The organism is Nitrincola tapanii, from assembly GCF_008368715.1.
GTDB lineage: Bacteria > Pseudomonadota > Gammaproteobacteria > Pseudomonadales > Balneatricaceae > Nitrincola > Nitrincola tapanii.
Genome location: NZ_SMRS01000004.1, coordinates 157,098 through 171,800, shown reverse-complemented (window position 1 = coordinate 171,800; position 14,703 = coordinate 157,098). Strand labels below are relative to the sequence as shown.

General features: G+C 52.2%; 9 protein-coding genes. 5 read left to right on the top strand and 4 right to left on the bottom strand.

Annotation, left to right across the window (positions count from 1 at the left end; translation table 11 throughout):
* Positions 1-332 precede the first annotated feature (332 nt).
* Positions 333-1,355 (bottom strand): porin, encoded by a 1,023-nt coding sequence (locus E1H14_RS06640; RefSeq protein WP_149390671.1) that lies wholly within the window; start codon positions 1,353-1,355, stop codon positions 333-335.
* A 329-nt stretch (positions 1,356-1,684) separates the two neighbouring features.
* Positions 1,685-5,464, bottom strand: a complete 3,780-nt coding sequence (gene hrpA / locus E1H14_RS06635) for an ATP-dependent RNA helicase HrpA (protein WP_149390776.1) — start codon at positions 5,462-5,464, stop codon at positions 1,685-1,687.
* A 227-nt stretch (positions 5,465-5,691) separates the two neighbouring features.
* Here hrpA and speA point away from each other — a divergent pair, with 227 nt between their 5' ends.
* From speA to E1H14_RS06610, 5 genes are all read left to right on the top strand, one after another.
* Positions 5,692-7,596, top strand: a complete 1,905-nt coding sequence (gene speA / locus E1H14_RS06630; RefSeq protein WP_149390670.1) for a biosynthetic arginine decarboxylase — start codon at positions 5,692-5,694, stop codon at positions 7,594-7,596.
* An 80-nt stretch (positions 7,597-7,676) separates the two neighbouring features.
* On the top strand, positions 7,677-8,885 hold the full coding sequence (locus tag E1H14_RS06625) for a TraB/GumN family protein (RefSeq protein WP_235017406.1): 1,209 nt from the start codon (positions 7,677-7,679) through the stop codon (positions 8,883-8,885).
* Between the two features lie 3 nt (positions 8,886-8,888).
* Positions 8,889-10,649 (top strand): phosphoethanolamine transferase, encoded by a 1,761-nt coding sequence (locus tag E1H14_RS06620; protein WP_149390668.1) that lies wholly within the window; start codon positions 8,889-8,891, stop codon positions 10,647-10,649.
* Entirely contained in the window at positions 10,646-11,095 is a 450-nt protein-coding gene (locus E1H14_RS06615) for a diacylglycerol kinase (protein WP_149390667.1), read from the top strand. Before E1H14_RS06620 ends, E1H14_RS06615 begins: the two co-directional genes overlap by 4 nt.
* Positions 11,096-11,123: 28 nt before the next feature.
* A complete protein-coding gene (locus E1H14_RS06610; RefSeq protein ID WP_149390666.1) occupies positions 11,124-13,202 on the top strand; it encodes an ATP-binding protein in 2,079 nt (692 codons plus the stop codon).
* Between the two features lie 24 nt (positions 13,203-13,226).
* Here the strand turns inward: E1H14_RS06610 and moaA are convergent, their stop codons facing one another.
* Both moaA and moaE read right to left on the bottom strand, forming a co-directional pair.
* On the bottom strand, positions 13,227-14,234 hold the full coding sequence (gene moaA / locus E1H14_RS06605; RefSeq protein ID WP_149390665.1) for a GTP 3',8-cyclase MoaA: 1,008 nt from the start codon (positions 14,232-14,234) through the stop codon (positions 13,227-13,229).
* On the bottom strand, positions 14,227-14,703 hold the full coding sequence (moaE, locus tag E1H14_RS06600) for a molybdopterin synthase catalytic subunit MoaE (protein WP_149390664.1): 477 nt from the start codon (positions 14,701-14,703) through the stop codon (positions 14,227-14,229). Before moaE ends, moaA begins: the two co-directional genes overlap by 8 nt.

The following is a 14,703-nucleotide window of genomic DNA, read 5'->3' as shown; positions in this document are numbered from 1 at the left end:
GGTGCAGACAGGAACATACTACAATTTCGAATTATTGCAAACCGGTGATGGGAAAAAAATACGACCTTCCGACCGACCGGGTTCGCCGCTCGAGGAAACAGTTTGTAGAATGTCAGAATTCAACCCGGAATCTGGTTTCTTACAAATCAACAAGTTATGTAAACAAGCTGATTCTGCACCTCAAGTTATGCTTATTACAGCACAAGAAATAAGGTCTTGCAAGAATTGGAAATGTCCGACGAAAGAATGAGGCACCAAAGTCGTGCTTTTCGGAGAGACAAACTGGCCGCCCGAAGGCGGCCAGTGGAATCTAAACCTGATATCAGGCTAGATTAGAAGTTCAGCTGGTAGCCGACCAGGAAAGTCTTATCGCCACCAAGACCAAGGTCATTCAACAAAGAATCACCTTTGTAATCTTTACGGAAATCCATGAACTCAGCATAAACAGCACCATTACCCATAGTCTGAGCTACGCCCAGTGTGTAAGAAGCGCCTTTCTCTGAACCACCATTTGCACTGAATTTAGTTTCACCATAAACAGCGTAAACTGCAGTGTCAGCAATATCATACTGCGCTGAGAGATTCCAAGTAGTTGCTTTCAGATCAGAGCCCAAGAAGATTGGAGCCAGAGCTTTCTCTTTTCCACGCTCATAAGAGGCGCGCAGATCCAGGTTCTCGATACCAGAGAAACCAGCAGCCAGACCCCAAACATTGAAGTCACCGAAATAATCGCCACCAAATTTAGCAGTCTTAGCTTTACCGTAAGCAGCCGCAGCATAGATACCGTTAGCATCGTACTGAACGCCTAAGTTATAAGCATCAAAAGTTTTGTCTTTTTCACCAGAGCTCGCATCAACTTCGCCAGCGAAGAAAGACGTATTCTCACCACCGAATACACCGGCTGCAGCAAAAGTCACACCCGCGAATTCAGGAGAAACATAGCTCAGAGAGTTAGACTGCAGCGCAAAAGCCTGACCCAGTGCAGATTCGTAAGTACCCTGATAAGTGATATCAGTGTAATCAGAAACCATGTACACAGATGGCAGATCGGTCTTACCGCCCATTACTGTACCCCAAGAACCGGTCGCACCGATGTAGGTCTCGTCGCCATCTGCCAGAGCACCAGCGTTCAGATCCAAGCCCTGTTCCCATTTGAAGATACCTTTGGTGTCTTCCAGACCCAGATCTACAGTACCCATGATACCGATGTAAGAATCAGACACCAGCTCAGCAGAAGCACCACGCTCTTTCTGCATGAACATTTCGAAAGTACCAAACAGTGTAGCGTCAGCCTGTGCAATTGCAGGAGCCGCGATAGCGCCAGCAACAGCCATAGCAATCAGTGATTTTTTCATTCGAGTTTCCCCTTCAACATTCAACTTACTAGTAATGTGTCACGTTTTTACTGAACAGAGCCTCGTGCTCTGTCCGGGTACCTATTTATTACAACACAGCAAAAAAGCCTAGGCAATGCTGTTGAGAGTGGAAAGCTTAGGTTTCGACTCTTTTTTTGCTGCAACGCACAGGGGAAAACCTTGATGCACTTTAGTAGTGCAAGATTCTCCCTTTTTTACCTAAGGGTGCGCCATTTCGGCACTTGAGATTTGGCCATCGAACGCGCTTACGCCTTCCTGGTTCAAATCTCAAAAAACCCTTGAACAGGTTTAGCAGGTTTCGTGCCGAATCAACTTAAGGCCGCAAACGCTTGCTTTAAGCGCTTCTCCGACACCGGTTTTTTAGTGCCCAGCTGTTGGGCAAAGAGAGAAACCCGGTACTCCTCTAATAACCAACGGTACTCAAGTAACGCCGGTTGCACCTGGCCTTGTTGCTGCTGTTGCTGGAGCTTTTTCTCATAGGCCTGCCACAGACCTTGCAACTGCTCTGACCAGACGCATTGCTGGCGTAATTCTCGTGGGTATTTCTCTAGGCGCAAGGCAATGGCTTGCAGAAAGCGCGGATAGTATTCCAGATAAAGACTTGGAGTTTGTGTCAGATAATCCTTTACAAACAACTGATTGAGCTGATGTTTGATATCGTTTAAGACCGGGACTGCTTGCAGATCGATTTTGCCATTGAGCTGCTTGAGCAAGGCATGACGGGTTTGATGCAGCGCCAGTACACTCTGCGCCAAGGCCAGCGCGGCATCATGCAGCTGGGCTTTCACTTTTTGCAAAAGCGCCTCAAAAGCGGGTTGAGTGCGAGGTAAGTATGTGCCTTGGTAGTCCGGGTAAAGCCCAGCCACCCGCATCACTGCGGCCAACAGCAACTCATCCTCTAAGCGTTTGGGATCAAACAGTTTTTGGCTGAGCAACACCGACTGAGCCAGTTGCGGAAGCTGTTTGCGTATATAACGTACGGGTTCCGGCAGCATCAACAACATCAAGCGCGCTAAGCCACGCGGGTTTTGCGCTTGTGCTTCACACTGGCGACTGACCACTTGCAGATCTACGCTGTCACCTCGATCCTGTAGCACAGGATAGGCTTCGACCTCTATTCCACCGAGTTGGCGCAATTTGATCGATTCTGGCAGTTCGTTAAAATCCCAAGCCGTTAAGCCTTTACGCCCCCACTCCTGTGAAGGGGTGGCGGCCTGCAGCACCTTCTCAGCCTGGGCTGAAAAACGGGCATGTAAACGCTGCCAGTCACGCTCACACGCCAGAACTTGGCCTTTCTCCCCCAGCAGACGTAAATTCATCCGATGGTGATCTTCCAGAGGGACGGCTCGTAAATCTTCAACCGGAATCCGCACGCCGGTCATGCGCAAGAGTTGGTGTGCCAGCACTTCATAAAGATCCCCCTCGGCAAAGGGGACGGCCTGGCAAAATGCCTGCACATAGTTGGGAACCGGCACAAAGTGCTTACGCTGTTGTTTGGGCAAGCCGCGCAATAAGGCCGTGACCTTATCGGCCAGCATCCCCGGTACTAACCACTGCAAACGTGTCTGCGGCAGCTCTTTCAACAGCGGCAAAGGCACATCCAGGGTGACGCCATCCTCTTCGTGTCCGGGATCAAAATGATAGTGCAGCTTAAGCTTGGCACCCTGCCACAATAGAACATCAGGGTAGTCTGCTTGGGTGATATGCTGGGCTGAGCGCTGCAGAATATCCTCTTCCTGCATAAACAGCGCTTGCGGTTGCTGCGCTTCGATCTCTTTGCGCCAGCGCTCAAATGCCTGACCCGTGACCAGATGACCGCCGCCCAACTCGGCAAAACGCTGCAGATAAAATGCGGCGAGGGTTTCTTCATCGACCAACAGATCACGCCGTCGCGACTTGGCTTCTAAGGCCTCAACACTGGCAAGCAGCTCACGATTATGACGGAAGAAAGGCGCGCGCGTGTCATACTCGCCTTCAACCAGGGCACTGCGCACAAACAACTCATGGCTGAGCTGGGGATCTATCGGGCCGTAATGCACTTTGCGCTTGGGGACTATAATCAAACCAAAGAGCGTCACCTGTTCGGTGGCGACCACCTGAGCACGCTTTTTCTCCCAGTGCGGTTCCATCCAGGTTTTTTTGACCAGATGGTGTGCCGGGGCTTCGATCCACTCCGGCTCGATACGCGCCACTTGATGCGCAAAGAGCTTGCTGGTTTCCAACATCTCCGCCGCCATGATCCATTTCGGGCTTTTCTTAAACAACCCGGAACCTGGGAAGATAAAGAAACGACGGTTGCGCGCGCCCAGGTATTCCCCCTTCTCTTGTTTCAATCCTAACTGGCTCAACAAGCCGGCCAAGAGCGCTTTATGAATCGAGGCATAGTCCGAGGCTTCGCGGTTCTCGTGAAAACCCAACTCTTTGCAACTTAGATGCAGTTGTCGATGTAGATCACGCCACTCTCGCATCCGCACCCAAGAGATAAAGTGTTGTTGGCACCACTTGCGTAACTGATTTTGGCTCATCTCTAAGCGCTGGCTTTCATACAGTTTCCAGAGATTGAGCAGCGTTAAGAAATCAGAATCTTCATCGGCATAGGCACGATGTTTTTCATCTGCTGCCTGGCGCTTGTCATGCGGACGCTCACGCGGATCTTGCACGCTTAAAGCACTGGCAATCACCAAAACTTCACTGAGACTGCCCAAACGATTGGCTTCGACCAGCATACGTGCGATCCGCGGATCAACCGGTAGACGTGCAAGTTGGCGTCCGATCCCTGTGAGTTGGCGCTGTGCATCCACCGCACCCAACTCTTCGAGAAGCTTAAAACCGTCATTGATAAAGCGACTGTCCGGCGCATCCACAAAGGGGAAGCGGGCAATATCTCCAAGCTTCAGCTGCAACATACTGAGGATGACGGAGGCGAGATTGGTACGGCGAATTTCGGCATCGGTAAACGCCGGTCGGGCCAGGAAATCCTCTTGTGAATAGAGCCGGATACAAACACCGGGAGCGATACGGCCACAACGCCCGGCTCGCTGATTGGCGCTGGCTTGTGAAATGGCTTCAATCGGCAGGCGCTGCACTTTAGAGCGGTAACTGTAACGTGAGATACGCGCCAAACCCGGATCGATCACATAGCCGATACCGGGTACGGTGAGAGAGGTTTCGGCGACGTTGGTTGAGAGCACGATGCGCCGCCCGGCCTGGCGACTTTCATGAAACACTTTATTCTGCTCAGCCAAGGATAAGCGCGCATACAAAGGCACCACTTCGGTATCTCGTAACTGGGCTTTACGCAGGGTGTCGGCGGTTTCACGGATCTCACGCTCTCCCGGTAAAAATATCAAGATATCGCGTGGTCCTAAGCCGTTTTTGCTGCGTTCCAAGGCCTGAATTTCATCTACCGCTTGCAAAATACCCGCTTGCAGATCGGCGGCTTTTTCATCCTCAACTTCCAGTTCATGCAGAGGGCGATAGAGTATCTCTACCGGATAGGTGCGCCCTGAGACTTCAATAATCGGAGCCTCATCAAAGTGTTTGGAAAAGCGCTGCAGATCGATGGTCGCAGAGGTGATGATCAGCTTCAGATCTGGGCGCTTGGGCAGAATCCGCTTCAAATAGCCGAGCAGAAAATCGATGTTCAAACTGCGCTCATGCGCTTCATCGATGATGATGACCGAATACTTTTTCAGTAGACGATCGCGCTGGGTTTCAGCCAGCAAAATCCCATCGGTCATCAGTTTAATCGCTGTCTGCTCAGAGACCTGATCGTGAAAACGGACCTGATAACCGACTAAACCTTCACCCAAGGGCGTTTTTAACTCTTCAGCAATTCGCGCCGCAACGGTGCGAGCCGCCAGACGGCGCGGCTGAGTATGACCGATCAAGCCTTGGGTCGCTAAACCCAGTTCATAACAAATTTTCGGCAACTGCGTGGTTTTACCCGATCCGGTCTCCCCCGCAATCACGACCACTTGATGTGCTCGAATTAAGGCCGCTATCTCTTCCCGGCGCTCACTGACCGGCAGATCGGGATAATCCACACGAATCTGGGCCGCTGTGGGCGCGTGCGCCTCTAAAGTCATCTGTGCCGTATCAGGAGTTTTCAAAACCACTCACCTTCTTAACTCACGCTTACTCACGAACAAACATGGACTTTTAAAACTTGGCGGGCTGAACCCAGCCGGCTAAAAGCCTGACAGGGCGCAAAGTGTAACACGCCCACCTCAAGCTGCCGCTAGCGGCGGCAACACCTGTCATGGAAATGGGCTAACCTATAATCAACTAAAGGATCAGCAAGGAGATCACGTCCATGAGTCAGTGGAGCATTCAAGACAGCCTGGATCTATATAATGTGCCGCGCTGGGGTGCCGGATACTTTGGCATCAATGCTGCGGGCGATGTGACGATACGTGATCCACATTCGCAAGCGATCACCAGCTTTGCTGAGCTGCTCCCGCTTATCCAAAACCAAGGTTTAGAACTGCCACTTTTACTGCGCTTTCCACACATATTAAAACATCGTGTGGCGGCTTTGGTGCACAGCTTTCAGCGCGCGATTGCTCAGGAAAACTATTCTGCACCCTTCACCTCCATCTATCCGATCAAGGTCAATCAGCAACGCGAAGTCGTTCACGCGATTATGCAAGGCCAGCGTCAGGTGTTGAATGGCTTAACCGGATTGGAAGCTGGGAGCAAACCCGAACTTCTCGCCGTCCTGGCGCTTTCCACCCCCGGACAATCGGTGATTGTGTGCAACGGTTACAAGGATGCGGAATATATTCAGCTGGCCTTGATGGGGGAGCGCTTAGGCCATCGCGTCTATATCGTGTTGGAAAAATCCAGTGAGCTGGGCGAAGTGCTGCGTCAAGCCAAAGCCTTAAAGGTGCAACCTCGCATTGGGGTGCGTGCGCGTCTTGCCAGCGTGGGGAAAGGGCATTGGCAGGACAGCGGCGGTGCCAAGTCCAAATTCGGCCTCTCAGCCAGTGAGATACTAAAAACCGTTGAAATTTTGCAAGAGGCCGGACAGAGCCAAGCCTTTCAACTTTTACACTTCCATCTCGGTAGCCAGATCGCCAACATCCAAGATATTCAAGTGGGTTTGCGTGAAGCTGCCTGCTTTTATGCTCAACTGCGCTTACTCGGTATGCCGATTGAGGTGGCGGATGTCGGCGGCGGCTTGGGGGTTGATTATGAGGGTACCGCCTCACGTAACCCCTGCTCCGTCAATTACACCCTGGATGAATACGCCAAACGTGTGGTACAAGCCTTTCACCAGGTCGCGCTAGAGCATGATTTACCCTCCCCCCAACTCTTCAGTGAATCGGGGCGTGCGGTAACGGCGCACCATGCGGTATTGATGACCAATGTGATCGGCGTGGAACGCCAGCAGGTGCATAGCCTGGTGCCACCCGACGCTCAGAGCCACCCGCTGTTGAATCGTATTTGGCAAAATTACCAGGATGCCGTGGGTCGAGAGCGTAGCTTGAGCGAGGTTTACCACGATTGGGTGACGTTTAATCAAGATTTGAATCAAGTCTTTACTCACGGCCATCTGTCCTTAGCCGAAAGAGCCCAGGGCGAACAGCTGTTACGTGCCACCAGTTTGCATCTCATGAAGACACTGAATCCAGCACGCACACCCCAAAGGCAGATTCTCGATGAACTGAATGAACAGATGGCCGACAAGGTGTTTGTGAACTTCTCACTCTTTCAATCTCTGCCTGATGCCTGGGGGATCGATCAGGTCTTCCCTATCTTACCTTTACGGCACCTGCAGCAAGCACCGAGTCGCCGTGTGGTTCTGCGTGATCTGACCTGTGATTCTGATGGACGTATCGATCATTATGTGGACGGAGAAGGAATTGAAAGCACCTTGCCTTGCCCTCCCCTAGATTCGGCAAATGCCTTATTGGGCTTTTTCATGGTCGGTGCCTATCAAGAGATTTTAGGGGATCTGCACAATCTCTTTGGTGATACAGATGCCGTGAATGTTGAGTTTAACGCCCAGGGTGAAGCCTATTTAGCGCAGATGCAACGCGGCGATACAGTGGCAGGTGTACTCAGTGCGGTGAACTATAATGCCGATGCGTTGCTCCAAGCCCTGCATCATCAGATCAAGCAAAGCCGCTTAAACGCTACCGAGCAAGATCTGTGTGAGCGGGCTTTCCAGCATCTTTTGCAAGATACTACCTACCTCGACCAACCAAAAGTCTGAGCAAAGCCCTACACCAGGAAAGCCGCTATGAGTAGAATGGTGGCTTTCTTATTTTCGCCTGCCCTACAGGAAGCTGCGCTTTGAATTCCGAGATTGCTACCACCGGTCCTCGTCTTGAACTGCAAAAGTACGACACTCTTTATACGCTTTTGGGCACCGCTCATGTTTCCAAAGCCAGTGCCGATGAAGTGCGCGAGCTGATTCGTTCTGGAGAGTTTGATGCCGTCGCCATCGAGCTCTGCCCGGGCCGTTTGCAAAGTCTGCAAGATCCCGATGCTTTAGCGCGCTTAGATCTGTTCCAGGTGATACGCCAAGGTAAAGCGGGCATGGTCGCGGCGAACCTAGCCTTGGGTGCGTTTCAGCAGCGTGTGGCCGAAGAGTCTGGTATTGCACCGGGCGCAGAGATGCAAGCGGCGATCGAAGAAGCTCAAGCTGCTCAGCTTCCGCTCTTGGTGATTGACCGTGATATCGGCACCACGCTTAAACGTGTTTATCGCAGTGTGCCTTGGTGGCAACGCATGAATCTGATCAGCGGCTTGATCGGCAGTTTGGTCACACAAGAGAAGGTTTCGGCACAGGAAATCGAGCGCCTCAAGCAAGGCGATGTGCTGGAGTCGACCTTTGCCGAATTTGCCGAAAGCTCAGAGCATCTATATCAAGCCTTAATCACCGAGCGTGATCATTATATGGCGCTGCGCTTAGCCCAGGAAAATGGCGACAGTCGCTACAAGCGTGTGCTGGTGGTGATCGGTGCGGGCCACTTAAAAGGGATCAGCGACAACCTGCATGGCCACATTCCAGAAAATCCGCAACCGCAACTGGATATTCTCAATCAAGTCCCGCAAGGAAGCCGCTGGCTGAAAGCTCTGCCCTGGATCATCATGCTGCTGGTGTTGACCGGATTTGCCATAGGCTTTAGCCGTAATACCGATCTGGGTTGGCAGCTGGTGTTGGATTGGATTCTCATTAATGGCGGTTTGGCCGCGCTGGGAACGCTGATTGCGACCGCGCATCCGGTGACCATCGCCGGCACCTTTATTGCGGCGCCTTTTACCTCGTTGAATCCCACGATCGGAGCCGGCATGGTCGCGGCCGCCATTGAGATTGCAATGCGTAAACCCACCGTTGGGGATTTTGCACATCTGCGCAAGGATGTTACGGCACTCAAAGGCTGGTGGCGGAATCGGGTGTCTCGCACTCTATTGGTGTTTATTTTGGCGACCCTCGGTTCCGCGATTGGCACCTATGTCGGGGGTTTTCATATTTTTGGTCAACTCACAGGTAGCTGATCCATGACACGGCCGTGGTACTTTTTAAGACACTTGAGTCAACAAGCTCCCGTTCGAACCCTGGTTCTACTCTGGCTGAGCCTGATTGTGGCCGATCTTTTCTGGGTCCGTGATCTGAGCTGGTTTCTTGAGCAGGCACAGGGCAAGCGCTTTTGGGTCAACTTCCTGATCAGCGCTCTAGTGACTTGGGTGTTGCTCTACAACCTGCGCGGTTATTGGCAGCGCTGGCGGGGGTTGGCGGCTTTCCTTCTTGTCTTAATCGCAACGGCCTATTTTGCACAAAGTGCTTACTTTGGCATTTATCGCAAATTCATTACGCTGTTTGACTTCCGCTTTTTTGCCGCCGACCCTTGGATGAGTGTTGAGCTGTGGTGGCAGCATGGCGAAAAGCTGCGCCCTGTTCTGCTCGCACTCTTTGCGACCTTGGTGTTTTGGCTAGCCATGCAGATCGAGCGCCCAGGTCGACGTTGGTTACGCTGGAGCAAAGGCACACTCGGGGGTTTGCTGTTTCTACTGGTCACCCTGAACTGGTATGGCAGCGCGCATTTCCAGATGGCGCCCATTGCCTACTCCGGTACGCTGATTGCCGCCGTTGAATTTCAGCACAACCGCGGGGACTATCCCACCAAACCCACACTCCCTCGCCAAGCGCCAGATCCGCATAAGCCTAACCTCGTCTTTGTGATCGGTGAATCTTTAAATATTGGTCATATGGGCATCTATGGGTATGCGCGCGATACGACGCCCCAGCTCTCGGCGATGGCGGCAGCGGGTGAAGTCTTTGCGCTACGCAATGCCTTGAGTGTGAGTCCACGTACGCTGACCTCTGTACCCTATATGTTAACCGGGCTTCAGGGTATCGATCCGCATGGCGTTATCTATTCCGTGCCTACTCTGTTTAATTATGCCAAGAGCGCGGGTTATCAAACGGCGTTGATCACCGCTCAGGATTTTCAATGGCGCGATATCGATAAGCTCTTTGTCGATCAAGATCTGGATCATTTTGAACAGGGTGTGGATTTTAGTGCCGATGTCAGTGTGTCGATTGGGGCGGATGATCATCGGGTTCTACACAATGGCATTCTGCCTTTTATCGATCGCACCGAGCCCTTAGAGGCTCCCTATCTTTTAGTCACGCAAATGAGTGGTAGCCATACGCCCTTTAGCCGACAGGTTCCTCAGGAGTTGAAACAATTTTTGCCGGAAGAGAACCCCAACAGCATCAACGCCTATGACAATACCGTTTGGTATAGTGACCTTTATCTCAGCCAGTTAGTGCGCCATATTCGTCGCCAAGACCCCGATGCTTGGATCTTTTACTCCTCTGATCACGGTGAACATGTCACGGGCAAGGGCGGTATGTTTCATGGCGATTTTAATGATGAGGTGATTCATAACGCTTTACTGGTCTTCCCACCTGAGGGTGCCCAGGCACTGATTGCTCAGCAACTCGATGCGCCGGTTTCACAAGTGGATATTTTTGCCACGCTTTTGGAGTTAATGGCGGTGGAGCCGGTGTTGGAAATCGATGGCCTGAGTTTGCTGCAGCCCATCCCTGCAGAGCGCTTGCGTATTGCCACGGCCATGATGAAAACCCTACATAACGATCCACGTGCTGCCCTCGTCTTTCCGGACAAGTCCATGCTCGAGATCGATTTTGAGCGGATGAGCGCGAAACTCAATAACGGTGATGTGGTGCGTTATGAAGCGCTACCGGCCGAATGGCGTGCTTTGTTTGATCGCCGCTTGGAGCCGCAATCATGAACACAACGCCCTCTTCACGGAAAGCGGCACACACACCCGCCTCCGAACCGCTAGCCAAATCCGCAGCGCAAATTCCACCGCTGAAAACTCGCGGTCTGGCTCGCTTTTACCATGCCACACGTTATTCACTGCAGGGTTTGAAAACAGCCTATCAAACAGAACCGGCGTTTCGTTATGAAACCTGGTGCGCTCTGGCGCTACTGCCTGCCGCCTTCTGGCTGGCCAGCAGCCCTTTGCACTGGGCGCTCCTCATCTCCAGCCTTTTGTTTGTGTTAATCATGGAGCTGATCAATACTGCCATAGAAGCGATCGTAGATCGTGCCGGACGTGAATACCATGAACTGGCAGGGCTGGCTAAGGATCTTGGTTCTGCAGCGGTGCTCTTCGCCTTATTCATCGCCCTCCTCTGCTGGGGAAGTAGTCTCTGGTCACGATTATTGGTGTAACCCCTAGACCTTTTGAGCCCAAGCTTGCATGCCCAAAAATGATCGTTGGATTGAACGTCTAAAGCCTTTGTTTCTGTCTTACTGGCTGATTCCGATCATTATCGGATTTTGGATGCTGGTGATCGGCAGCAGTTATGTGACACGCTCAGCCATGCTCGACAGAGTGACCATGGCGATGGCACAGCAGCGTGGTGAAACCATCTTTCATTTAATCCAAACGACACGCTTCTGGAACGCCGAACATGGCTCAGTTTATGTTCCAGTCAGCGAAACCTCACCGGAAAATCCTTACCTGGTGACGTCGGAAAAGAATATCGAAACCCCTTCTGGCCTGGCACTGACCAAAATTAATCCCGCTTACATGACACGCCAGATCTCCGAGCTTCTGCAAGAAGGAGATGTTCAGCTGCGCCTGACCAGTGATCGGGTGATGAATCCGAACAATCGACCGGATGTCTGGGAAGAAAGAGTCCTGCGGCGCTTTATCGATCAGGGTTTGGCCTATCACCTTGAAGTGGTTGGGGATCGTTACCGCTATATGGCACCGCTACTGGTCGAGCCGGGCTGTTTGGCTTGCCATAGCGGTTATGAAGTGGGCGATGTGCGTGGCGGTCTGAGTATCAGTTTCCCTGTTGAGCAGATGTATGCTCTGGTAAAGGATCTGCGCCAGGAAAAATTCTGGATACATCTTGCCGCTTTTCTTTTGCTCTCAGGGATCGGCGTTCTCAGCTTTTTCAGCATTCGTAAGCTATTGATCAACTTGGATGACTCCTCATTACTGCGCCAGCTCAATCAACAATTAGCAGATCAATCCAGCGCACAAAACACCCTGATCCAAGAGTTAAACCAGCTGAAACAGCAGGCAGAAGGGGCCAATCAAGCCAAGTCGGCATTTCTTGCCACCATGAGCCATGAAATTCGCACCCCTATGAATGGTGTACTGGGATTGATCGAGATCCTGGCCCAGGATGAGTTGAGCCATCGACAAAAATCACTCATCAGCACCATCCGCCAATCGGCACGCAATCTGTTGCGCTTACTGGATGACATCCTCGATGTGTCAAAAATTGAGGCCGGACGACTGGAGCTGGAGATTCAGGCCGTCTCCCTGCCACTCATGCTCGAGCATCTGAAATCAACCTTCGCACCGATCTGTGCTCAGCGGCGTGTCCAGCTGCATTTTCATCAAGACAGTGAGCTGCCCGACTATATTCAAGCCGACCCAACCCGCTTAAGCCAGATCCTCTATAACCTGATCAGCAACGCCGTGAAATTTTCCGGTGGCCCGATTGAGGGAGATGGCCAGGTGAGTGTCACCCTCAAGCGTGAAGCCAATGGCCGTGAATCCTTGTTGATTCTGGTGAAAGACAATGGCATTGGCATGACCTCGGAGCAACTGGAGCAGGTGTTTGAGCCCTTTGTACAAGCCGAAAGCTCGACCACACGTCGCTTTGGCGGCACAGGCTTAGGCTTATCGATTGTGCGCCGTTTGGTGGATCAGATGCAGGGCGAGATTTCCGCTGACAGCATTCCGCGTATCGGCTCTTTGTTTCGGGTACGCCTCCCGCTCATCCGGGCGACGGATGATCAGATTCAGGCGCTTTTGCAGGAAAATCCGTCCGCACCCACGCTCTGCCCCGAAGATCTGCAGACAATGCGCTTATTGGTGGCGGAAGATGAGCCGGTGAATCAACGTGTCATTGAACATCAGCTGAAACGCTTAGGTTATCACTTTGATCTGGTGGAGGATGGTGCTCAGGCTCTCGCAGCACTGGCGCAGGGAAATTATGATTTGTTACTCACTGATCTGCATATGCCGGTGATGGATGGTTATGAGCTGGTGGCAAAACTGCGTGCCGATGAAGCGGCACAGGCACCAGGCCAGCCCACTCAACATCTGCCGATTATCGCCCTGACGGCGAATGTGCTGCATACACATGAGGATGCGGAAAAGCTAGAAGGATTTGATGGCTACTTGACCAAGCCTGTCTCTTTACAAAGCCTAAACCAAGCCCTGAGCGCCGCCTTAAGCCGACATCTCGCGAACCCAGGCGAAGGGGCTCATAGGCTAGATCCTAAGGCAGATCATCCGACCCAACCTGAATGAACTGGAGTCTGAATAAACAGAAGCTCAGCCTCCGGTCATATTCATAAAGCGCAGGATCTGTACCTCACCATCGGTCGTGAAATGATGGCGCTCAGGCTTGAGATCCATCGCTTCAATCAACGCCTGGCGCAGTGGCTCGTTGTCGGTGGGATAATCGCGCAAATACGGACGCAAATCCACCGCATGCTCATTGCCCAAGCACAGTAATAAACGCCCTTCAACGGTGACACGCACACGATTGCAATCGCCGCAAAAATTATGACTATGGGGTGAGATAAAGCCTATCTGGCTCGAATGGTCGGGCATCTGATAGTAACGTGACGGCCCTCCTGTTTGGGTCGGCACATGCTGTAAAGGATAACGTGTTTCGATGATCCGACGCACCTCATCACTGGAGCAAAAGGTTTCATCACGGCCATGATCCGACACTTCACCTAAGGGCATCTCCTCTATGAAGGAGATGTCTAAACCGCGATCGCGCACAAACTCGACCAGATCCAAGACTTCGTCTTCATTGCGCCCACGCATGATCACAGCATTCAGTTTAATGCGTTCAAAACCTGCGACCTGAGCCGCCTCGATACCGGCCAAGACCTGAGCAAGCTCCCCTTTGCGCGTAATACGCTGGAATTTGTCGGCTTGGAGGGAATCGAGGCTGATGTTTAAGCGTTTCAAACCGGCCGCTTTTAAAGTCTTGGCAAAACGTGGTAGCTGACTGCCATTGGTGGTCATGGCAAAATCTTTTAGCCCCAATTGACCAATAAACTCCACTAGCTCGGGAAGGTCACGCCGCACTAGGGGTTCGCCACCGGTCAAACGTATCTTCTCCACTCCGAGGCTGACAAAGACACTGGCGATACGCCCCAGCTCTTCCAGAGACAAGACCTCCTCGCGTGGCAGGAAGGTCATTTTTTCACTCATGCAGTAAACACAGCGAAAATCACAACGATCCGTGACAGACAGGCGCACATAACGCACTTGACGACCAAAACGATCCACCAGGGGCTGCGGAGGGTGTTTTAAGCTATTCATGATTGGATTCTCTATAAGACCCCCAACGTGCTTGAGCCTGTTGATCCGTATCACGCTCACTCACCCAGTAATCCCCCGTGGCCGTATGTTCTTTTTTCCAAAAGGGCGCTTGGGTTTTTAAATAATCCATAATGAATTCACAGGCTGAAAAAGCGGCTTGACGGTGTGCAGAACTAACCAGCACTAAGACGATGGCATCTCCAGGCTCTAAACGCCCGACACGATGAATCAGACGCGCACCCAAAAGTGGCCAGCGCGCGGCGGCCTGCTGCAGAATCATCTGCAGCTGCTGTTCGGTCATGCCCGGATAATGCTCCAGAGTCAGCGCTTGCACCTCTGGGCGTTCATTAAAATCGCGCACATAACCAACGAAGCTGACCTCTGCACCGACGTCACGACGCCCGGCACGCAGCGCCTGAGACTCTTGGTTCAGATCAAAGGCTTCTCTCTGTACGGCCACATGCCACAT